The sequence below is a fragment of the Stenotrophomonas sp. SMYL89 genome (assembly GCF_036319985.1).
GTDB lineage: Bacteria > Pseudomonadota > Gammaproteobacteria > Xanthomonadales > Xanthomonadaceae > Stenotrophomonas > Stenotrophomonas maltophilia_Q.
In genome coordinates this window covers 480,346-502,314 of the sequence record NZ_JAWIRW010000001.1, presented here as the reverse complement: position 1 = coordinate 502,314, position 21,969 = coordinate 480,346, and the positions used below count along the sequence as shown (strand labels likewise).

The 21,969-nt window shown below is 63.7% G+C and carries 12 protein-coding genes; 5 read left to right on the top strand and 7 right to left on the bottom strand.

Features of this window, described 5'->3' with window-relative positions; all coding sequences use genetic code 11:
• Positions 1–458 precede the first annotated feature (458 nt).
• Positions 459–2,603, top strand: coding sequence for a protein kinase (locus V3B41_RS02305; protein WP_329859917.1), 2,145 nt, complete (start codon positions 459–461; stop codon positions 2,601–2,603).
• The gene (locus V3B41_RS02300) at positions 2,600–3,160 is read left to right on the top strand and encodes a hypothetical protein (protein WP_049429278.1); all 561 of its coding nucleotides are present in this window, start codon (positions 2,600–2,602) and stop codon (positions 3,158–3,160) included. The genes V3B41_RS02305 and V3B41_RS02300 overlap by 4 nt, the downstream gene beginning before the upstream one ends.
• Before the next feature lie 17 nt (positions 3,161–3,177).
• Here the strand turns inward: V3B41_RS02300 and V3B41_RS02295 are convergent, their stop codons facing one another.
• From V3B41_RS02295 to V3B41_RS02280, 4 genes are read right to left on the bottom strand one after another with little or no spacing between them, the layout of a single operon-like run.
• Entirely contained in the window at positions 3,178–3,762 is a 585-nt protein-coding gene (locus V3B41_RS02295; RefSeq protein ID WP_049429277.1) for a phage tail protein, read from the bottom strand.
• Positions 3,759–6,569: a hypothetical protein gene (locus V3B41_RS02290; RefSeq protein ID WP_329859914.1), complete on the bottom strand. Its 2,811-nt coding sequence runs from the start codon at positions 6,567–6,569 to the stop codon at positions 3,759–3,761. The genes V3B41_RS02295 and V3B41_RS02290 overlap by 4 nt, the downstream gene beginning before the upstream one ends.
• Positions 6,550–6,957 carry a hypothetical protein gene (locus tag V3B41_RS02285; protein ID WP_197631991.1) on the bottom strand — a complete coding sequence of 136 codons (408 nt, stop codon included), beginning with the start codon at positions 6,955–6,957 and terminating at the stop codon, positions 6,550–6,552. Before V3B41_RS02285 ends, V3B41_RS02290 begins: the two co-directional genes overlap by 20 nt.
• A gap of 53 nt (positions 6,958–7,010) precedes the next feature.
• Complete coding sequence (locus V3B41_RS02280) at positions 7,011–7,619, bottom strand: hypothetical protein (RefSeq protein ID WP_049429274.1); 609 nt, start codon at positions 7,617–7,619, stop codon at positions 7,011–7,013.
• Positions 7,620–7,662: 43 nt separating this feature from the next.
• Here V3B41_RS02280 and V3B41_RS02275 point away from each other — a divergent pair, with 43 nt between their 5' ends.
• Together V3B41_RS02275 and V3B41_RS02270 are read left to right on the top strand one after the other, a co-directional pair.
• The gene (locus tag V3B41_RS02275) at positions 7,663–9,429 is read left to right on the top strand and encodes a sigma 54-interacting transcriptional regulator (protein ID WP_329859911.1); all 1,767 of its coding nucleotides are present in this window, start codon (positions 7,663–7,665) and stop codon (positions 9,427–9,429) included.
• A 118-nt stretch (positions 9,430–9,547) separates the two neighbouring features.
• A complete protein-coding gene (locus V3B41_RS02270) occupies positions 9,548–10,591 on the top strand; it encodes a hypothetical protein (protein WP_049429272.1) in 1,044 nt (347 codons plus the stop codon).
• Positions 10,592–10,680: 89 nt separating this feature from the next.
• Here the strand turns inward: V3B41_RS02270 and V3B41_RS02265 are convergent, their stop codons facing one another.
• On the bottom strand, positions 10,681–12,189 hold the full coding sequence (locus tag V3B41_RS02265) for a S1 family peptidase (protein ID WP_329859909.1): 1,509 nt from the start codon (positions 12,187–12,189) through the stop codon (positions 10,681–10,683).
• Entirely contained in the window at positions 12,186–12,638 is a 453-nt protein-coding gene (locus tag V3B41_RS02260) for a hypothetical protein (RefSeq protein ID WP_329859907.1), read from the bottom strand. Before V3B41_RS02260 ends, V3B41_RS02265 begins: the two co-directional genes overlap by 4 nt.
• A 393-nt stretch (positions 12,639–13,031) precedes the next feature.
• Between V3B41_RS02260 and V3B41_RS02255 the strand changes: the two genes are divergently transcribed.
• Positions 13,032–13,472 (top strand): hypothetical protein, encoded by a 441-nt coding sequence (locus V3B41_RS02255; protein ID WP_329859905.1) that lies wholly within the window; start codon positions 13,032–13,034, stop codon positions 13,470–13,472.
• Between the two features lie 558 nt (positions 13,473–14,030).
• Here V3B41_RS02255 and V3B41_RS02250 read toward each other — a convergent pair.
• Positions 14,031–21,644: a CHC2 zinc finger domain-containing protein gene (locus V3B41_RS02250; RefSeq protein ID WP_329859903.1), complete on the bottom strand. Its 7,614-nt coding sequence runs from the start codon at positions 21,642–21,644 to the stop codon at positions 14,031–14,033.
• Positions 21,645–21,969: the final 325 nt, after the last annotated feature.

The window sequence follows — 21,969 nt, the reverse complement described above, 5'->3', positions numbered from 1 at the left end:
AGTAGACGCATGGAGATCCGGCCCGCCCGTGCAGGCGATTTCGACGTGATGTGGGGCATGCGCGACGCAGGATGTGCTGCCTTTTCAAGACGGCCATTCGCGGGCGCTTTTGAGGGCAGCACGTTTCGCACGCATTGGTTCCAGGCCCAGACACCCCCACGCTGCTTCCACGTACCAGGAGGTCGCCAGTCGCAGCGCGGCATCGCTGCCACGATCGCACAAGATCATGGGTGGCGTGCGCCTGATCGGTGCAGCCATGGCGTGCAGCGGCGGTGGCAATGCTGGTGGCTTCTGCAGCCAGCCTGTGCAGCGGCGCCTGTCAATTTTCTGGCAGTGTCTGCTGCGGTAGGGTGACGCACCCGGCACGTGGAGGACTGCAATCACACACGCGCGTTCAACCCCGTGAAGTCGCGAAAAGTGACTGATCCTTGCTCCCTCTCAATCAATCAGGAGTGGGAATGGACAACGTTGTGGAGCAACCCTCTACGGGGGCGGGACAGCAGTTCAGTCACTATCGGATCGGAGGCACGCTGGGCGAGGGGGGCTTCGGTCGGGTTTGCCTGGCCTGGGATGAGCGGCTGGCGCGCGAAGTCGCGATCAAGTTCTCGATAGGCGATGAATCCGGCCAACGAGGTCTGCGCTACGAGGCCCAGCGGCTGGCCGCGCAGGCGCACCGTGCTTTTGTAGCGGTCTATGCATTGGAGGAGCACGCCGGTCAGCTGGCGATGGTGATGGAGCGCATCCGCGGCATCACTCTGGCGCAGGCGTTGGACCGGACCGGCGCGTTGCCCGCCGAGCGTGTGCTGCGTCTGGGTGCGGCGGTGGCCGAAGCCTTGGCTGTGGCCCATCGCCATGGCTGGGCGCATGGTGACCTGAAGCCCTCCAACGTGATGCTCACCGAATGCGGGGACGTGCGCATCCTGGATTTCGGTGCTGCTGCGGCCATCGACCCCGAGCAGACCGTCAGCACGGTGACTGCCCAGAGCGCGGCAGGGACGCTGGCTTACCTGGCCCCCGAACGCCTGCTGGGCGCGCGCGCGGGCGCATCCGGTGACATCTATGCGCTTGGGCTGGTGCTGCACGAGGCGCTGAAGGGCAGCCGTGATTTCGAGGCCAGCGCGGCGTGGGGCGGATTACATCGACGCCTGCATGGTGGAGCGGCAGGGCGACGGCTGCCGCGCGGTACCGACGCCGCGCTGACCGATCTGGTCGAGCGGATGACGCGCCGTCACGCGCAGGACCGTCCACGCTCCATGTCCGATGTGCACAGGGCGCTGCTGAAGGCGCAGGAGCAGCGGCACGAGCGAAGCCGAAAGCGTGCGGAGCAGCGTGGGGTGCTGGGCTTGATCGTGCTGTTCGGACTGCTCGCTGTGTTCATCCAGGCGCGCGACGTGCGCCTGGCGGGGGCAGAGGCTGTGGCGGAGGCCGGTGCTGCGATCGACCCGTTGGTCCGCGCGGAACGCCTGTTGGCTGACTTCGACCAGGCCGGCACTGTAGCCGAAGCGGTGGCGCTGCTGGAGCAGCGACTGGCCAGCGACCCGCACGATGCCGGTGCCGCAGCGCTGCTGGCCATCGGGTATTGCCTGAGCTACGCCGGTGATGAGCGCGATGAGGTCTGGTTGAGTCGCGCACGCGCGGCAGCCCAGCAGGCCGAGCGTGAGGAACCGCAGCGGGCCATCGTGCAGGCGGCGCGAGGCTGGGTGGAGGAGTATCTGAACAACAAGGCCGACGCAGAAGCCCACTATCTGCGGGCGCGGATGCTGGACCCGGGCGATCGCCATGCGTTGCTGGGCCTGGCACGCCTGTACGCGCAGTCGGGCCGCGCAAGCCAAGCCCAGCAGGTGCTGGCCGACGCCATGCGGCGGCTCCCTGCCGACCGCGGCTTCGTCGACACCCAGGGGACGCTGCTCTACCAGCAGGGCGATCTCGCCGGTGCCGAGCAGGCGTTCCACCGCAGCATCCTGCTCAAGCCCAATGGCGTGCAGGCCTACGTCAGCTTGAGCGGCGTGCTGCTGCGCGCGAACCGTCTCGATGAGGCGCTTCATGTGCTGCAGCAGGGCCTTCGGCAGGGCAGCAATGGCCGCCTGTATGGCAACCTCGGCACCCTGCTGTACATGCGGGGAGACTACGCTGAGGCTGCCACGGCGTTCGAGCGTGCATTGTCCGATGCGAAGGGCAGCCCCAACGACTACCTGAAATGGGCCAATCTGGGCGATACCCTGCGCTGGTTGCCTGGCCATGGAGCGCAGGCGCGCGCGGCGCACCAGCGCGCCCTGCAGATGGTGGACACGCTGCTGCAGCGCAGCCCTGACAGCGCAACGCTGCAGAGTCGCAGCGCGCTGTACGCCGCCCGGCTGGGACAGGCTTCGCTGGCACGGCAGCGCATCGACGCCGCACTCGCCGGTGGCAATAACAATGCAGACCTGCAGTTTCGCGCAGCGCTGGTGGCCGAACTTGGCGGCCGTCGCGAAGCTGCGTTGGCTCACCTGCAGGACGCTATCGCGCGCGGCTACCCCCCGCATATGATCGCCGGGGAGCCGGATCTTCTGGCTCTACGCCGGGATCGGCGCTACCACCGCATGCTTACAGGGAAGACAGAATGAGTGTGAACATCACCCCGCCCGCGGCCGATGCCGCGATCATCCGGGTCAGCTTCGATATCGACCAGGTCAGCTCGGACCTGTTGTGGCAGGCTGCCGTCGCAAAGACGCACCGAGATCTCTATTCGCCGGTCGGCCGCTATGCCGGTGCCGTGCATTTCCGTGAAGGCGATACGGTCAGCGTGGAGGTCACCGGCTTTGGCCGCAGCGGTACGCTGCTGTCAACCAATATCCTCGATGCGATGCTTTACACGGTTCCGCACACCTCGGGCGAACGGTTCTCGGCGCCATCGCCGTTCTCAAGCGTGCGAGCCACCACGCCGATCGAGCAGTGGCAGCCGGCCCGGATCGAGCATGACCGTGAACCCGGCTTCAGTGCGTCGGTGCAGCACTCGCTGACCCCGCTGACCGTCGTGCAGGACGACGGCCGCTGGAAGCTGTCATTGATCCTCACCGTGGTGATCGAACGCCTGACCAAGGCGGGCCCGCAGCAGGAAATCCGGGTGTTCTCGTTCGACCCAGAAGCCGAGGTGGGGTCGGGCACCGAGCCGCCGGTCTAAGCCCCTGGCGGTCACCACTACTCAACACGGATGATGTAGTGGACGGCCATGTTGCGTGGGCGTGTCTCATGCACGCTCACGCGACCGGTGACAGGATCGGTGGTCTTCTGGGGCTTGGCTGGCAGATTGCAGGCCTGCGCTGCATCGCCGGAGACCGTACTGCCGGTGGGTTCGCTGTAGTCATGCTGATGCGCCTGCAGGGCATCCCACTGCAGCGAGCCGACACCGGAATAGTCCGGGTTGCCGTCCGGGGAACGACGCTGGTCGCGGTCCGGATCCACGCCGGCGCCGTCGTCAACCCCGCGGACGAACATGCCGCGCAGGTCGGGCAGGTTGAAGATGCCGCGTTCGTACTGGCCGCCGTACAGGCAGCCGAGCGCGGCAAACAAGTCCGGGTAGCGGGAGATGCGCATTTCGCGGCCATCGCAGGGCATCCAACCGAGCGGTTCCAGCAACGCGCGGAGTGGGCCATCTGTGCGGCTCGCGGCGGACGCGGCAACGGCACTGTCGCCGCTCGACCAGGCCGGATTGGGGGCCTGCGAAACCTGTGCAAGGTCGCCGAGATAGAGGCAGACGCTGCCGATGGGCTGGGCGGTGTTCATGCCTCGTCCTTGAAGTCGGGCAGGGCTTCACCGTCTTGCAGGACGCTGATATCGGTGGCCACCATCAGCTCCCACGCCTCCCGCTGAGGTGCTGGGGCCGGCGTGGCCGAGATCACCTTGAGATCGTCCGCCAGGTCCAGGTAACGCAGCGTAGCAGGTTGGTTAGCGGGGGCTGCCTCCAGTGTTGCCTGGAACGTAGGCACCAGCGCGTCATCACCCAGCCACATCATGCCTGTAGCGAGGAAGTACAGCAGCGCGTTCTCATGGCCCGGCGCGACCGGCAGCAGTACCCGTGCCTGCGCGGCCTGCAGGAACGGGGTCAACCCGGCGTCATCAGGATCCGGCGCGGGTGCAGCCTCCGGATCATCGATCAGGGTATAGGTCAGCTCCGGCCACTCCAGCGCTTGGTCCAGCCATAGCTGCAGGGTGGGCGCCACCTGCTGGTCAGGCGCATCGGCACCCGTGCGCCGGCGGGACAGGCCAAGCAGCCCGCGCACTCCTGCCCGTTGCAGTTCAAGGCGGATGCTGCGCTGTTGCGCCTGCCCGTCGGGGTGGCGCCGGGGCGATGCACCGGCGGCATCGAAATAGCGGAGCAGCTCGCGCCGCCAGGCCTCGATCAGCCGATCGTAGAGTCGTGATTTCCAGGCCGCGAGCAGCTCCGGCGTGCTGGCCAGGCGTACATCGATGTTCAATCCATAGACGGGCAGCGGCGTTGCCGTCGGTGCAGGGTCGGACGGCTCCTCCGCGCCGGCAGGTGCGACCAGGACGATGCTGATGGGCAGCGCGCCGGTCTGCCCGGCCAAGGCAATGTCCGGCAGGACGGCTGATGCATTCCCCTCGGTGGTGAACCCGGCCGTGCCGATGCTGCCTCGCATGCTCCAACCCTGGCTGGCACTGGCCAGGGCGATGCTCGCCGAGACCGCCTGATAGCCCGGCGGCAGCGGCAGCTGCTGGCTCAACAAGGGTGTGCCGCTCTCGAACACCGTACAGGCATGTGCCTCGGGCGTGGGCGGAAGCTCGGTGACCTCCACGCCGTAGCGTGCCGCCAGCGCAGCGTAGTAGCAGGGGCTCTGCGGATCCAGCGAAAGGTCATTGAACTGGCGCAGGCCCAGCTGTGCAGGTGCCAGCGGCTGTTCCAGCGCCTGCCCATACTGGTCACGGCGAGCGTGCACCAGCCGCTCGCCCGGCCGCGGGACACGGTATTCCAGCATCAGCCGATGGCCGACGGAGACCACCCAGCACCGGTAGCGGGCATTGAGCCAGCGGTAGACGCCACGCTGGTTGTTGGCGCGGCCGCGACGATCGAAGCACTGTGAGACTTCATTGCGGCGGGTGTGACGATGCCGCTGCAGCCGCTGCTCGCCCAGCTGGGTGGTGACCCGTTGTGCGGCACGCTGGACGATCCGCCGCGCCAGCGTCGCGCTGTCGGCCAGGCGATCACGGGTGGGCTGGGTGTCCACCGGCATCAGCGTGCAGCTTCCGTCCTGCTGGCACTGGGTGGGCGGACCGTAGGTGGTTGAATACTCGAGCTTGAACTGTTCGCGCAGCGCGTTGTGGACTTCCGACTCCAGCGTGCTGGCGAGGCCGTCGCGCAGATCCTCATGGGTATCGGCCACGCCTGTCCGAGCGCTATGCTCGCTCAGCGTGTCAGCGCGCTCATGCCGGGCGCGCACCTTGCGCTCATCGGCCATCACGCTCTCGATGTGGCTGACTTCTCCCAGCGCGTAGCCCAACAGGCGGCGCTTGACCTGCTGCAGCTCACCGATCGCATAGGGCTGGATCGGGATGCTCGACGGCTCTTCGGCCCGGGCGGGCCCGGCGGCGGGCAGCGGGAAGACGGGAGAAGGCAACAACAGGGTGGCGGCCAGGCCATTACGCAGACGTTCTGGTGGCCAACGCCCCTCGAAACCCGGTGCGGTATCGCGCGACAGGCGGCCCAGCAGTGTTGCCGCCTGGAGGGTGCGGGTGAGTGCGTCGCGCTGGCGACGGTCATAGCCAAGCACACAGTTCAAGGCGAACACGTTCTGCCAGATCCGATCAAGCGTCTGCGCGAATTCCGTCGAGGCCATGGCCTCGGTGATCGCCGGCCAGGGTTGACCCCAGAGCTGCACGATCAGATCGATCAACGCTTCGCGGCTTGGCAGCGGAATCGCTGCAGCGGCCAGCGCGAAGCGCTCCAGCGCAACAGCGTCCGGCCCCAGCACGGCAATCGTGGGTACGCACTGGCCGGTATAGGGCGCATCGCCCTGCAGGAACATCACCGCCTGCTCAAGCATCTGGCTGCGCGCACTGTCTCCCGCTGGAAGCAACGCGGCCAGCTGGCAGTACAGGCGCGGGTCGGCGGTCGTGCAGGTGCCGGAGTAAGCGATGAAGTTGTCCTCCTGGGTCCGGGTCGAAGCGCCCGGCCACGCCCGGAGCTGGATATAGGGGAACAAGTCGCCCGCCTCCTCGAGCCGCGACTGCACCACTTCGCCCTGCGCCGATTCCGGCACCGGGGCGGGCGGCACTGCTTCGCCCAGCAGTTGCGGCGGGGCGCTTCCGCCGGGATAGCGGAGCTGGTCGAGCAGAAGTGCGGCGCGACTGGCATCGAAATGCAGCTGCCCGACGATCATCATGCCCGGCGAGGTTTCGCCGCGCGCATCGAACGCCAGTATCGGATCGTTGGATACCAGATGCTTGCGTGCGAGCAGCTGCCCCTGCCAGGACACATCCACATCGCAGGCCAGCGCATCGGCGCTGAAGGTCCAGTTGATGCGCACCGGCCCCTGCTCGAAAACCCCAGCGTTGTCAGTGCCCGGCATCGCCATGCGCGCCTCCTTCGAAGGGACCAGCAATCCTTGCGAGATCGGTAAAGCCGCCGGGATAGCCGGTGTCCACCAGCCAGACTCCGATGCAGCCGTCAGCATCGACACGACGCTCGATCCGTCCCCACAGGATCCGGTTGTTGGAATAGGGGTCCACAAGCGAGAACGTCAATCGTGGGGTGGTGCTGTCCAGAATGCTGCGGGCGATGAGGTTGACCGGGTCCATCGAGGAGATGGCCCGGTCGATCAACAGCAGGGCGACATCGAATGCACCATCCACGGGATCACTCCAGTAGATCTCGATACTGGCGTCTGGCGAGGGCGCCCAGATGTTGCTGGGTAGGGGGAGCGAGTCGGCATGGAGCGGGGGCAGCGAAGGCGCAGTGGTCATGATGGAACTCCTTGGAGTGGAGCGGGACGGGCCAGGGCCCGTCCCGCTGCGGATCAGGCCTTGGTCAGCGAGTAGCCCTTCCACTTGGACCCAGTGACGATCAGCGAATCGCCCTCGAGCACCTCGAGCTGGGTCTGGCTGATTTCTTCCTGCACCAGGCGCTGGCCCTTGTAGGTGAACTGGGAAACCACGGCGACGAACATGCTCGCGCGTACATCTTCCATGAACAGGCCGCCCGGCCAGATGACCTGCGGCTCGTAGATCGCGTCCTGGCCGCGCAGGATGGAAGCTTCCACGCCGATGCTGAAGTTGTTGACCACGCGCACCTCATTGAGCACCAGGTCGGTAAAGCTCTGGTTGATCACCGCACCATTGGAGCGGCGGTCCTGCGAGGCGACGCTGTCGATGGTGAACGCGGCGGAGGTCTCGGCGAAGGAGGCCGGCTTGGCCGAGGTGTCCAGCTGGTCGGGACGGGAAGCATCGTTCGAGTAACGCACCTGCAGGCCGAAGTCATCCGGGATCTGGATGACCGAGTTGCCACCCGGCGGCGGTGCGGCAACCTGCCAGGCGATCGTGGCCAGGGTCGGGTTGCTCACCGGCTTCTGGAACACGGCCAGTCGAACGGTTTCGCCGGTTTCGTTGATCAGAGTGATGGTCGACATGAAGGACTTCCTTGAGATTGAGGGTTGATGGGCGAGACGCAGCGTGCGCCTCGATGAGGGCGTACACACAAACCGTGCCAACTCCACCGAACCCGCCATGGCAAGGGTTCGCGCCAGCCCGGACAGGCCATGGCCAGGGCTGGCGGGTCGGCTGACATGTCGGCTGACATGCCCGGCATGTCCCTCCGCGGTCCGCGCCGACATCAGGTACGATCCGGCAACGGCCACGGAATGGGGGCAGGGACCGGTGTCGCGACGCACAGCTGACAGGGAAGCCACGTTGTCCGCGCCGATCGAGGCGCTGGCGGCACAGGCCACGGCAACGCTCGGATTGACGGTGCTCTGGCATCCGCGTCGGCGTCGCATTGGTGAGCAGGCAGCCTTGCTCCTTGAGCGTGGCGCGGCCGAATTGAACCGGAATGCGCCCGCGTTCTTCGCCGCCGCCAGTGACGTCGGCGAGGCGCTTGAACATCAGGGCGTTTCGAGGCAATCCCTGTGCTTTCGTGCAGGCGACGACGGCAGTGTGCTGCTGAGCGCCCCGGCATCGACGATGCGCGTCGAGATCGACGGTGTGCCGATCAGCGAAGACATGCGCGGGACGCCCATTGCATTCGACACGACGCGGCTTCGCCGTGGGGTGGTACTTCGATTGGGTGGCAGTGTCCTGCTGTGCCTGGGCTATATCGGTATCGGCAGCGCCGGGCAGGGCGGCAGTGCACTGGTCGGGGTGAGCCCGGCGATGACGCGGGTACGTGCAGCGATCGCCCAGGTCGCGGCAACCGACATGCCGACCCTGATCCTGGGGGAGACCGGCACCGGCAAGGAGCTCGTGGCGCAGGCCATCCATGCCGCCAGTGCGCGTTCGCACCGGATGCTGGTCAGCGTGAACATGGCCGCCTTGAACGAGTCGCTGGCGGCGGCGGATCTGTTCGGCGCGAACAAAGGGGCCTACACCGGAGCACAGGTGGCGCGCGAAGGCTATTTCGCCGAAGCCAACGGCGGAACGTTGTTCCTCGATGAGATTGGCGACACGCCTGCGGCGGTGCAGCCGATGCTGCTGCGGGCGCTGGAAACCGGCGAATACCGACCGCTTGGAAGTGCACGCAACGAGCGCGCCGACGTGCGCCTGATAGCGGCCACCGATCGGGATCTCTCCACGCCAGGCTTCAACCAGCCGTTGCTACGTCGCCTTGAAGCGTTCGTGATTGCAATGCCGCCACTGCGCGAGCGTCGCCAGGACATCGGTGTTCTGATCGTGCAGCTGCTGCAACGTTGGCAGGGCAGCGACGCGGCGCCGGTGGAGCTGCCTGGCTCGGTGGTGCAGGCGTTGTGCCTGTATGACTGGCCCGGCAACGTCCGCCAGCTGGCACATGTGCTGCGGCGACTGAGCCTGGCGGCACAGGTACAGGAATGGCCGGACATGCAGGCATTGCTGCCGGCTCCCGTGCCCGCGCCCGTCTCCCTGTCTGCGCCTGCGATGGACGCAGGCCAGGTGGCCGCTGTGGCGCCGGCAGTGCGCTATCGCTCACCATCGCGGGTCCGCGAGGACGATGTGATTGCTGCACTGGAAGCACACCAGTGGTGTGTGCGCAAGGCGGCCGAGCATCTCTGCGTCTCGCGTGCTTCCTTCTACGTGCTGCTGGACGCATCGCCGAGCATCCGCCGCGCCGATGACATTCCTCTGGAAGAGATAAGCCGCGCGGTCGCGCAGGCCCCTGACGATCCGGGCCACTGGGCCTCGCAGCTGCGCACGCCGCGCGAATCCCTGCGCCGGCGCGTGCGCCAACTGGGCCTGGCCAAGCGCCTGTAGACCACGCGATCGCGGTGCGAACCGGTGTGCTGCAGGCACACCGATGACTTGGCATGGATCGTGCGTTTATCCCTCGTGACAGCCATCCGGCCTGTCTCAACCCAACGAGGGTCATCCCATGACACGCATCGACTTCGTCGGTCGCGGGCTGCTGTTGTCCGCGATCCTGTTACTGGCCGCCTGCAGCACAGGCAGCATCAAACCCACGCCACCACCACTGGTGGGCGCTCCCGTCGTCAACGTGGTGGATCCTGGCAATCTGGTCGTGCATACGCTGCCGATCGGTGCTGGAAACTGCCAGATCGCTCAATGCCCTTCGGGTAACCGCTTGGTGGTGATGGACTGCGGCTCCAAGGGCGCCGGCACCCAGGACTGGGACGCGGGCAAGGTAAAGGGCTACGTCGAAACGCTGATCGATGACAAGAGCGAGATCACGGTCAGTATCAGCCATCCCGACGAGGACCACTACAACTACATCGCCCCGGTGTTTGCCAACATGAAGGTGACGTCGTTGTATCTGGGCGGTGACTGGAGCCAGTACAACAGCACCTTCCAAGACTGGGTCAAGACGCAGAGGATCAAAAGTGCGGCGCAGGTCAACATGTACACGGGGTTCTACGCATCCGCCACGCCCGAACCGGGGTTGAGCTGCTGGAAGCCCGAGCACGGGGGTAGCAGCATGCAGGTGGCCAGCTACATCCTGGGCGTCAACGCGGGCACCACCAAGAACGATGGAAGCATGGTGGTGGCGATGCGCTATGGAGACTTCACCACGACCTTCACCGGTGACATGACCCAGGCGACCGAGAACAAGCTGCAGCTGCCGAACGGTCTCAAGAGTTTCAAGGCCAACCTGCTGACCGGAGCACATCACGGCGCGTCCAGCCAGGGCAGCAATTCGGTGGAGTGGGCCAAGGCGACCAGCCCCGATTTCGTGATCTTCAGCGCCGGGCTCCGCTACAGCCACCCGCGCTGCGACGCCGTGGATCGTTACACCACCGTGGGCGCTGCACTGCCTGAGCACGAGTACTTCTGCGGGAACAGCGGTACGGGCGAGAACCGGAAGACCACGGACAACATCCTGGTGACCGACTCCAACGGACTGATCGTCATCGAAGCCGATACCCACGGCGCGATGAAGGTGCTGCCGGTGAAGTTCTGATCGACGAAGCGGTGCGCTGAACGAGGCGGCTGCCGGCGGGCAGCCGCCTCGGACGGTCTCACTGTCCATCGCCATCCGCCTCAAGCAGGCTATGGGCAATCAGGGCATCCGCTGCAGTGCAGGTTGTACTCCACCGGCTCGGCCGCAATTCCAGAGGCATCCTTCAAGGTCACCCGTTCCCTCCAGGTCAGGGGCGGAGGTGGGATGACCGGTGGCGGGTACAGCACGATTGGATAGAAGCAGACCCAGGTGTAGTTGAGAGGAGAGGGCGTCTTCTCGGACAGCGTCTCCGTCGCAGGTTCGCAGGGGCCGCTGGGGCATACGGGACGCTCGAGCGTCAGCTCGATCGGGAACTTCGGCACTCCCCTGTATGTCACCGGAACGGAGAATGGCCTGAAATAGTTTTCTGTACGATCAGCGATGCCGGTAACTTCAAACGCCTCTGTCAGCACGGAAACGCCCAGTACCGAAACCCGCTCGATGGGCATGTAGTACAAGTCGTTCTCGAACCCGGTCCCTTCCCCCCCGCGGCCATGAATGATGCCAACGGCTGCGTGATTGGAGAAGACTGGTCCTCCGCTGTCGCCTTCGACGCTCAGCGGGCCTGCGGAAAGGTTGCGCGCACGAATGTAGCGCCCGATTACTCCATTGTAGTTGGACATTGAGTTCATGTCCTGGATGGTGCCGCACGCGTAATGACCGCTGATTCCGCTCTTGCAGACAACATCGCCCAGATGCATTGCCGTCGAGGGGAGTACGCTGGTGATCTCGAGGGTCGGCGACGGTCCGTTGATCAGGGTGATTTCATTTGCCTGTGGCTGGCGTGGCCCGGTGGCTGATTCCTTGTGCCACTGGACATCGTAGTCGCCAGCGTCCTGCTCCGCCTGGAATACCATAGGCGCTGCGACACCCTGATAGCTGGCGGCATTGTCACAATGGCCTGCGGTGAGAATGCCAAGCTCACGCTCTGCGTCGAAGACGTTGAAACCGGTGGTGCACGCAATGGTAGCCCCGGCAATTCTGTTGCCGCCCTGGATCGCTGTGGTGACAGTGAACCCTTTGACCACCTTGATCTTCACAAAATCGACTGCACCGAGCAGCGGCCGTAGCGTACGCTTGGCGGCGACCTCGTCCTTCACATAGAAGGTCACCAAAGACCGTCTGACATCAAGCCCCGACTCGAACTCGACACCTCTTGCCTGGAGCTGGGCGCCGCCCTCGGCCTGGGTAGCCAGCAGCATCTCAAGGGATTGGGGGGACGTGCCAGCGACAAAGACAGGATCCTGGGTGTACTTCGCCAACGTCTCGGCAGGCTTCCTGGTGAACATGACGACGATTCTGAAGTCTGGTTGGTGTTCTACATACAGGCCGCCAAAGGTTGCGGGTTCCGCTGCTTGGATCCTCGCCTCCAAGGGCGCTGCAGCGACCGACTTCAACGATCGATACCTGGCCTCGGCCTCAGACACGCCGAAAATGCGCGAGTACGTATAAGCGGAGGGGTTCTCAACTCCCGCACGCGCATGTGAACCGAATGCAATTGAACTGAGCGCCAGCCATGTCAGCAGGCGGATGCAGTTGTTCGGAATCAGGTTGATCATGGCGACTCCTTTGCCTGGCGAATCAAGTGCATGGTCATCATCGGGCCGCTGCAGCCCGCCGGGATGTTGGTGGCAAGGCTCGATCGGGGCAGTTCAGCCGCGTGGCCACCCCCGAAAGAGGCTGCAACCCCGAATTTCAGGACCTGTCCTGATCCCGCGCCCTGAATGCCGATCGGCGTCCCTCCATCCAGCGCCAGCGAGTAGCCATAAGGCCACGCCGCGAGGTAGGTCGTGCCATTCTGATCAACGAAGTAAACACAGCCGTTGATGGGCTTCAGCCTGCCTCTAAGCAGGCCTGTGGCGAGGACTGCGCTGGCCGCGGGCGAAAGCCTGACCAGCACGACCGACCGGGTCTCCCGAGCCACTGCCGATGGGGTGGTTGAAATGCCGGCAGCGATCATCGCAAGCGTGAAAGCTGCCCGTCTGATTGAGAAACGCCAGGATGCCATGCGCATTGCCCCTCCGCTTCAAGCCATTTTGCCAGGCTGGGAATATCAGAGTCCCGTTCCGGCTAAATATAATGCCGATGGATCAAACATTAATTCCCCTCACGATTGGCAACCGTGACTTTTCTCACAAACGCGCATTGCCCTTTCAGGGCTTACGCCAGGCACGGCTGCCTGCGTACCGTGGAGCGGCACAGCTGATAGCAAGCGTGCTGTCGTGCCGGAGGAGCGGTGAAGCGCTCAATATCCATGCCCAGCCTCCGCCGCTACTGCGTGAGTTCTGGCAGGTACCCATCACTGAAAGCCATTTGATTCTTCGATATTAATACCCGATCCCGTCCCTTACTGGTTCTGCACGAGAATCTGCACACATGTCCAACACGTGGCTTGTTGTCGATGGCGCGGCAAGCCGGGTCGCGCGGCCTCACCTGCGCACTGGGCGACTACGAACTGGCATTGTTTGTTGAAAAGCTGGGGGACGGAACCAGCTTCGGCCATTGCGGCGGTAGCGATGGCTTCCGGACTCAGCTGTATGGCGACACGCATACAGGGCAGGGTGCGGTAGTGATGACCAGCAGCGACAATGACGCCGCACTGATCGACGAGCTTTTGATCAGCATTGCCGCTGAATGTGGCTGGCCGGAGTTCAACGTCATCGAGAAGACCGCCGTCACGCCGAATCCCAGGTTCAACGCGGCGGATGCAGGTGAGTATCAGCTGCGTGACAAGCCTGCACATGTCATCACCGAGGTTGACCGGCCCTGTTTCCAGAGCGATCCGTTTGGCGCGGAGCGAATGGAGCTGTTCGCACAGTCGGATGCAGCCGGGCCTGTATGAACTCCAGCGCCGCCCGGACCCGAGCGGTGACCGAATGGCGGTGGCTGTAGGCGCCAAGCAGCTGCAGGGGCGCTGGCTTCAGATCCAGCTGCACGTTCTGCAGTCGTCCCGCTGCGAGATGATCCCGGCAAGGGTGGGCAGCTGAGCAGCACTCCCAAATACGACGCCTTACGGTCTATGGGCGTTTGCGGCAGATGTCGAGGCTGAGGCAGGAAGCATGGCAGTCCCTCGTTGCGTTTGGAACATAATATACATTATGCGAAATGGCGTATCCGGCCTGATCCGGTTCGTGGGCTCCGCTGACGAAGCTGATTGACGTTGAACGGCCGCCCCCGCTGCAGCAGACATTCGCCCCGATTGCTACGAAAGTTCGCCCCCCAATTACTGGCTTGCCCAAAGAGACGCCCCCGAGACTTCTGCGCGAACAAGAATCGGTATCCAGTGTTGTCGGGTACTTTCAGGGCGGTAGCACGACGACGAACCCTGCGGCTCGCCTTTTGGAAGACTGACCAAAAGAGATCGAGCCTTTCGGATGCAACTTTCTTGTCTTCTCAGTCATCATGACAAGAGCTCAAGAGAGCGCCAAGCAGGCACCTCCAATCTCGGAAGCTCCCCGCCACAAGTCAAGTCTGCAATCAGGAAGTCCACCCACGCCGGCTCGGAACGTTTGTTACTACCCACCTTCGCGCCAGGCTGCTGATGTCTGTTTCTGTGCCAAGCGTTGAGGCGTTCGCAGACCGCTTTCGGATCGCCGAAAAACTTGAAGAAATCCGCTCCGAGCGCATCATAGCCCTCGCCATTTTTCGGGTAGGGGCACTCTTTCAGCCCCTGGTATGCGTGCCCAAACTTCTTCTTCTCGTGTGACGCACCCTTTGAACTGAACGGCTCTTTCTTCAACAGTGCTTCCACTTCGGCAACCTTGGCCGTTCTATTGGCCAGCCAAGCGACCGGATCATCAGATGTTTGCTGATCCAACCTGTCGGCATCTACCAACGCCTCCGCCAGTTTTTTAACGTTTTGCTCTTCGTCCACCACCTCAACAATTGGCAAGTACGCCACCAAGGACATGGGTTCGGGCAGCAATTGTGGCCGCGGTTTTCCACTGACCACATGCACCGGGTCGATATCCACCACTACAAGCGCTTGGTCCTTGCCTGACAGCGCACCCTTGCAGTCGGGTTGAAGGATGCCCGTATGCCACCCGTGGTATGGCGTCAGCAGCTTTACCGTACCGGTCGATAAAGGCGATCGGCTGACCGAGTCAATGCCGATGAAGCAGCTGTTTCCGCTGGCGCCACCAAGCACGGCATTGCAGAAAACCGTGACCGTCCCGGAGGCCAGTACGCTGGCTTGCCCCGCGTGCCAGTAATCGTTGGTGCGGTTGGTGTGCGCCGGCACCAGCAGCACCGAGCGACGCTCACGCTGGGGCTGTGCAATGCTCAGTAGCTCACCCACTGCTTCCACATCGCGACGGACCACATTTTTCACGTCCACCGCCGCTTGGCCGTCAAAAATGGCCAGCATCCTCTCCAGCTCCTGCATCAACGGCCTGTGATTTGCCGGGCTGGTCAGCAGGAACAGCTCCGAGCAGATCAGTTCCATGCAATGGCGCAACTTCATCGAGCCACCGGCAAACGCCCCAACCAGCCCCTTCACCTGGTCTGAACTCCAGTCTCCTTTCAGACGCGCTTCTTCATGCGACTGTGTAATGGCATCCATCACACGTGTATCGAAGTACAGCGGCGCCAGGATATTCATATCCGGCTTGAACAGCTCGTGTGAGGCGACGGACCGGTACTTCTTACCTCTGGACAGCTCAAAGATCGCGTTGTCTTCCAGCCTGAAAATTTTCGACAGCGACGGCTCAGGCCGCCACAGCAGGGAGAGCATTTCCTTCAAGTGATCTGAATGGTCCTGTGGACTAAAGTCCCGGTAGGTGCCGGCCAGGACTGCAAGTCCAGGGTAGTGTTTAACCAACTCCTCCTTCATCCAATGGACTGTTTCCTTGCGAAGGGAGACCTCGGGCAACACCAGCAGCTCCACACCTAGCCTGTCACATGCGTGGAGCGCTTCTTTCAGCACCGCGCGTCGCCGGTGCTCCGGCCAGGAGACAACATCCACCTTATCCTTCCACTGGTGCTCACTCCCGGGCTTGGCCGCTTTTCTGGCTGTTGTGAAGTCCTTGTTCCCCAGCTGCGATACCAACGCCTCGTGAATGTGCTCCCCCAGTGGCAGCCCACCAATGCCCACTTCCGCCAGCGGGTGGCAGTAGCTGTCGTGAGCATTGAGCTGGAGCAGCGCCACGCGGAAGTGGCTGCCTGCTAGGTCGGTACTATCATCAGCCCCCGCTCTTCTACGCATACGGAAGGAAGCGTCCCGCAACCGACGCAGTTCGTCCAGAACATCAGCCCTCGATGCTGCATGGGTCTCCTGGACAGGTACAGCCTCATCAAGCGGTGTGTCACCACCTGCATCCTCCCGCAAGGAAACAAGTGGCGGCGCCTCCGGCACTGGCGCAGCAGCGCCTTCATTGCCTGGGGGAATCCGCTGGCCCTGTTCTTCTGCCAACGGCGCAGGTTCAAGCCGGCCAGCGCCCCCTGCCTGCACCGGCGTGAAAGCTTCAACCGGGCGGACCGCCTCACCCTCGTGCTTGCCAAACCAGCCCCCCAGCTTGCCGTTCAACCAATGGACGGCCAACAGGTCGCCATCTGATGTCCTTCGCGTTTCGGTCCAGGCAGACACCTTGCCCCTGCCCGCCCACACACGCTCAACCTCGCCCCGCCCCAGAAAGGAGTACTGGGGCGTGGACATCTGCCAGCCCTTGCCGCTGGCATCGGAGAATTCACCGGTATGCGGGTCTCTGCCAAAGCGCGGCGCCTTCGCTCCCACTACCTGCATGCCCAGCACGTCATCAACAGCCACCATGGCCGCGGTGACCGCTTCCACCAACGCATCACACTCGGCCACGCTGAGCGTGGGCAGGTCCTCAAACGGCCAGGCAGCCTCTTCGTGTGGTACGTCGGTTTGGGTGGTTTCACCCGTCTGGTCAAGCGCCGCATCGGCGTAGCGCCACGCACCGAGCGTGGAAAACACCACCGCCAACGCGGGAACTTCCAACGCCTGCGGAAAGCTGGCATCCAGCAGCCCCGCCATCGCCAGTATCCAGTGCCATGGGGTGGCCCGCTCAAGGACATCGGCATCGGCATCGGTGAGCCCTTTGCAGATGCTGCGGTAATCGCTTTGCGGGTCGGCTCGCAGCGTCTCGGGCAGCGCCCATGTCTCGGGCAAGCGGGGCAGCTCGCTAAACCGTTTGGTGTTGCCCCACGTCAGCCCCCACACCGCGGCAACGCTGCCGCGCAGGCCAGCGGTGGCCACGGCAAGGGCCAATGCCACCCGCAACGCGGGCGCCTTGTCGCTCGCCTGCTCGGCCCGCACTCCCGGCGCATCGCTCAGGGCGTCATACAGCGCCTGCATCAACCCCAGCTCAGGGCGCATCCCCGCCCGCCCCGCCGATGCCAGGCCCATGCCCTGCAGCACCCACAGCGGAAGGCACTCAACGGCCTGGGGGAACACCCGGTGCAGGGCATTGCGCAGGTCAGTACCTATGCCAGAGCCACTGCCCAGGCGCAGCGCCATGGCCTTGGTCTGTGCCTCCATCACCAGCACATGTTGCGTCCTGGTGCGCATGTCTTCCTGTGAGGGATAGCTCCGCAACAGCTCCAGCGCCCGGCGCACCGTTCCAGGCAACGCGGCCACCTCGGCCACGGGCAGGTCCGCCTGTGCATCGGAAAGGTAAGCGCCCTGCAGCTTGCGTAGTTGCTGCCTGAGCACATAGCGCTCGAGCTCGTCGGCGTGCAGCCGCCCAAGTTCCATGGACGGGTCGGCTTGAAGGGCATCCTCGGCCAATACCTCCTCGCGGTTACCCGTCTCCCCCGACATGCTCGCCGCAATGCCCAGCACATCGGCAACCGCCCACCCCACCCGCCAGATGTCGGCGTGACGCTGGGGAACGCCGGTGGTGTGCACCCGGCCATCGTCATCGTGGAACCAAGCATTGACGCCCAGATACTTGCGCTCCACCGGCTCGCCCACCAGGTGGATGACCACTTCTCCATCGCGTTCGTGCTGAACCAGCTGGGGTTTGAAGGGGACGTAGGCCACCTTCTCACCGTCATCGTCGCTGTCGCTGTCAACGGCCCTGAGGTGCATTGCATACAGCCCTTCAAACAGCGCGGCGGCCAGTTGTGTCGGTGGCCCCAACACTGCCAACTCCACCGGGCCAATGCGCTTCCATGGAACCTCGACGCTCTTTTCCTTCCCCAGGCATGTGGCGCTGTGTTGCTGGGCATCGAACGCAAGCGGTTTCAGTTGGACGGTGGGCGACCGACCGCCCACCAACGCAACCTGGATGAAATCCCGCGATGGCGTGGTTTGGGGCGGCGCGGTGAAGACATACACATGGCTGCCCGGGCCCTGTTGCCTGTTCAACGCATAGAGCGAGGTCTGTTTGCTGGCCACAGGCAGGTTCGCAATCAGCTCCAGCCCCTCACCCGTGCCATCGTCGAACAGCTGCTTGAACGTGGCCAGAACTTCCAGGCCTTTGTGCTGGGGAGCGCTGTTCAAGACGAAATCCACCGTCATGCTCCACGTCTCGTTCTTGTCGGCCGCGTCATCCGGAGTGCTATTAATGAGCATGTCGCACACGGCATCGGACTGGCCCAGCCCGCCCGATCCTCCGAGCGAGAGCATACGCCCGCGTTCTTTCAGCGGGTTCAGCGGCTGCCACTGGTCAATTTCACTGTCAGGCACAGCGTTCAGCGCCTCAGCAGCCAGGCACAGCCACTCCACCGAGGTCATCCGTGTTGCCAGGTGCATCTCGACCTTGTGCCCGGTAACACGCTGGCGCACCAACCGGCTTGCCTTCATCACCATCAACCGCGCGCGCCGGCGCAGGTGTGACAGGTTTTCCTCAGCGGCAACCGTGCCTTTGAGGAAATCGAAGAAATCCGCCTGGCACACGCGTTGCGCCAACTCCAGACGATGGGCCCGGTGCCTGGGCACCTCGCTCATTGTCTGGCCGTTCTCCACCCAGGGGTTGGGGTCAAGCAGCCGGTCCAGGCCTTCGATGGCATACAGCCAGTGGTAACCACGCGGCTCAAACGCAAGGTCCCACCGCTCCACCAATGCTTGGCAGGCCTCTTCCCACAGCCGCCAGTACTGCGCCCATACGTCCGCGCTGGGCCTGGCCACCGTACTGTTGCTTTCCAAGGCCACCAACCACCACAGCCAGCGGGCACACAAACCAATGTCGTTCGGCCGCAACGCCTTGGCAGCCAATGCCGCCTTCACCTGCGGAAGGATGGTCTTCGGCCGGCTCAACAGGTCCGGGTGGCGCAGCATCTGCAGCGCACACTGGCGGTCGACACTGGGGATGTCCTGTGCCAAACCCCAACCGACCTCACCGTCTCCCACCAGCGGGGCCTCCCAGCCAGGGACTGAGGCAGCCAACCCACGGCCCTCGTTGAGCTGGCGCATCACCTGTTCTGGTGAGCCTGGGCGCACACGCTCGCCCTTTTGGATCAACGCCAGCGACAACAGCGTTGCTTCGGCCTGCAGCGCTTCACGCAGCTGGCCAAGCAACTGCGCACTGTCGGCAAAAATGACAATGTCATCCACGTAGCGGGCATACCCGGCGCGGGGAATGGCCTGCCCGCTTTCTGACACCCTTGAACTTTCACGAATGAACCGACGGGCACAGTTGTCCACCGGAAACAGCGCAACTGTCCCAATGTAGGCGGAAATCACCGGCCCCTGCGGGATACCCACAGCTGCCTGGCCCCAAGCTTCATCCCCTTGCTTGCCGGGGTCGCGGTAGCTGTACCCGAACAGAAACCCGGTCAACAGCCGTTCCAACGCCTCGGCCCAACCACCGCCGTCCTGCTCGCCTTTCAGGGACAGCATGCGCGCAAACCCTTCCGGCAACCCGCTGGCGTTGATCTCCTTGATCAAGGGCGCAAGCAGGCGGTCGCGGACCACAAAACGCTGCACCGAGTCGTAATACCGCTTCACGTCCAAGCGCAGTACATGCACCTGCGGGCCAATGGCCCGGCATTGTTGGCCCAGGCAGGCCATGAAGGCGCGCCAGCATTGGCCAAACGGGCGGAACATGCCCTGGTCCGAAGGCGTCTTGTGCCCTTCCAGCACCTCCATGTCGATCTGGTAGCCAAAACTCAGCGTCGCCGGCTCCCCGGCACGCAGGTCCGGCTCGTTGAGCGCCGGGTATGGCCCGGTGACAACCACCTTATCCTGCGACGAGTACCACCGCACCGCCGGGATGCTGGCAGAGAACGTCAGTCCATCCGCACTGAGGCGGTCATGCCGCTCAGTCAGCAGCTCATTGAGAAAAATCTGTTGAACATGCAAATCCGCCGGGTGCGGCATGACTTTAAGCCGCGGATCGCTGAGCACCTTTTCATCGCTGCTCAGCTTCCTGGGCAGGTTGACGGCTTCGAAGGCAGCAGCCTGACGCCACTCCTCGCCGTTGGCGGTCACGCTCTTCAATCTATCCAGAGCTACCGTGTCAAACAGGCGCGCATTGGCACCCAGTGTCAGCCAGGCTTCTTCATCACACGGCAGCTCCCCCCGCCGCGAGCCAAAGTACGCCAAGGTCCGCGCCAGTGCGGTGCGCTCATAGTCACCATCGAGATAAACCCCTTTGGGAACCCACGAGGGCGTCGCGTCGTCTTCCTTCAGCACATTGCCTAGGTCCACCGCCCACTGCGCCGGGCCAACGCGGCCAAGGCGTTCACGAAACGCACCGTGCTGCCGTTTCCCACGCGCCCGGTTTATTGCCAGCGCCGCCCGGAAAAGCGCTCTTTCCCTCACTGCCACAGGCAGGCTGTTCCAGCCTTCGTCCAGCGCAGAACTGTCCTTGCCACCCAGTGATGCAAGCAACAGCAACGCCTCTGCCGGCATGGTGTATTGCGTCAACCATTCCTGGGCGAAATCCTGTGTGGATGCACCACGCAGGCACGCGTCCGGGTCTTTGCCCATGCTGGGCCGCGTGCGCCAGGGAATGCCCATCCACTGCAGGTCCACCCCGGCTACCCCCAGTAGTTCCCGGACAAGCCGGTCCGCACCGTTGAAACCGGGCTCATCGTTATCCAGGAACACACACAGGCTCAGCACCTGCGTGTTGTCAGGGCGGGTCTCCACAAAATCGGACAGCAGCGCGTACTGCTCTTTGCTCAGGCTGGTACCCATCAGCGCAACGGCATGTTGGCCCAGCGATTCCAGGCGCAGTGCATCCAGGAACCCTTCCACCAAATACAACGTGGACGGCATGTCTGCTTTGAGCTGAGCGGTCACTCCCGCAAACGCGGCCTGCGCGTTGAACAGGTGTTCGGCTTTTTTGAAACCCGGCGTTAACCGGTACTTCGGTACCTCGCTGGGTGCGGCAGCATCCAACAGCCGTCCCGCGAAACCGACAACCTTTTGGGGGGGCTTTCCAGCGTCATAGACGGGAATGACAATGCGCCCGTCAACAAAATAGTCGCGGAACTGGTCGCTGTATCGCAGCTGGAGTTGACGGGCTTGGCCAAACGCACGCAACCGCCGGATCAGCCCCAACTCCAGCAAACCATCCAGCAGCTCCAGCCGCTCCCCCTCCTTCTTATGTGCTTCCACCGCAGCCACCAGGACCGGGCCGGTGATGCAGCGCAACCCTTTGCTGTACAAAAAGTCCGTATCAAACCCACGTTCGGCGCACCATCGTTCAAACACCACTGTATCGTGACTGCGGTCGAACTGCTGCAGCGCGAACTCCAGCGCCGATAGCCTGCGCCCCCGGGCCAGCGCTGTTCCTGGCTTACCGCGTGTGGGCTGGACGTTGTACTGCCGGGCAAGCCACTCCACGCCGGCCTTGAAATCGTCTCCGTTGACCTGCTTTACCAAGTCAACCGCATTGCCGTGTGCCCCGCACGCAAAGCAATGGAAATGGGCGGGCATTCCGTCGGCCCGGGCATAAAGGCTGAGCGAGGGCCGCGTGTCCTGGTGGAAGGGGCATACCGCAGTTACCTGATGGCCACGCCGCTCCGTCTGCAGACCCAGGCGGTTTACAAGATCCTCCAGCGGAACCTTTTCCAAAAGGGCTCCCACGTCGTACCACGCCATCCCTACTCCCCTGTTCATTCAGCAGCGACTTTCCGCAGAGCCTATCAGTTCGTTCTATCCGTTTAATCCAGTCTGATTGGAGCGTGTGCAGATTTCTGTGTAGACGGAATTTGAATCGCCTTGGTTTGAAGGCAAACATCATTCAGGGGCATGTTTCCTCTTGGCAGAGCGAGGAAACAGCACGAAATACCTCAGCAGGCCTTATCCCGAGGGCAGATGGATGTCCGTTCTGGGTCGGCAGCTGCCCTCCCCTGCCCCCGATAAATCTTCCTAATCCACCGCCCCTCCGGCCGCCGCTACCGCCAGTAGCGGGTGTTCAACTCTG

Coding starts and splice junctions, on each gene's coding strand:
- V3B41_RS02305 (WP_329859917.1), top strand. CDS start 459: ATGGACAACGTTGTGGAGCAACCCTCTACGGGGGCGGGACAGCAGTTC.
- V3B41_RS02300 (WP_049429278.1), top strand. CDS start 2,600: ATGAGTGTGAACATCACCCCGCCCGCGGCCGATGCCGCGATCATCCGG.
- V3B41_RS02295 (WP_049429277.1), bottom strand. CDS start 3,762: ATGAACACCGCCCAGCCCATCGGCAGCGTCTGCCTCTATCTCGGCGAC.
- V3B41_RS02290 (WP_329859914.1), bottom strand. CDS start 6,569: ATGGCGATGCCGGGCACTGACAACGCTGGGGTTTTCGAGCAGGGGCCG.
- V3B41_RS02285 (WP_197631991.1), bottom strand. CDS start 6,957: ATGACCACTGCGCCTTCGCTGCCCCCGCTCCATGCCGACTCGCTCCCC.
- V3B41_RS02280 (WP_049429274.1), bottom strand. CDS start 7,619: ATGTCGACCATCACTCTGATCAACGAAACCGGCGAAACCGTTCGACTG.
- V3B41_RS02270 (WP_049429272.1), top strand. CDS start 9,548: ATGACACGCATCGACTTCGTCGGTCGCGGGCTGCTGTTGTCCGCGATC.
- V3B41_RS02265 (WP_329859909.1), bottom strand. CDS start 12,189: ATGATCAACCTGATTCCGAACAACTGCATCCGCCTGCTGACATGGCTG.
- V3B41_RS02260 (WP_329859907.1), bottom strand. CDS start 12,638: ATGGCATCCTGGCGTTTCTCAATCAGACGGGCAGCTTTCACGCTTGCG.
- V3B41_RS02255 (WP_329859905.1), top strand. CDS start 13,032: ATGGCGCGGCAAGCCGGGTCGCGCGGCCTCACCTGCGCACTGGGCGAC.
- V3B41_RS02250 (WP_329859903.1), bottom strand. CDS start 21,644: ATGGCGTGGTACGACGTGGGAGCCCTTTTGGAAAAGGTTCCGCTGGAG.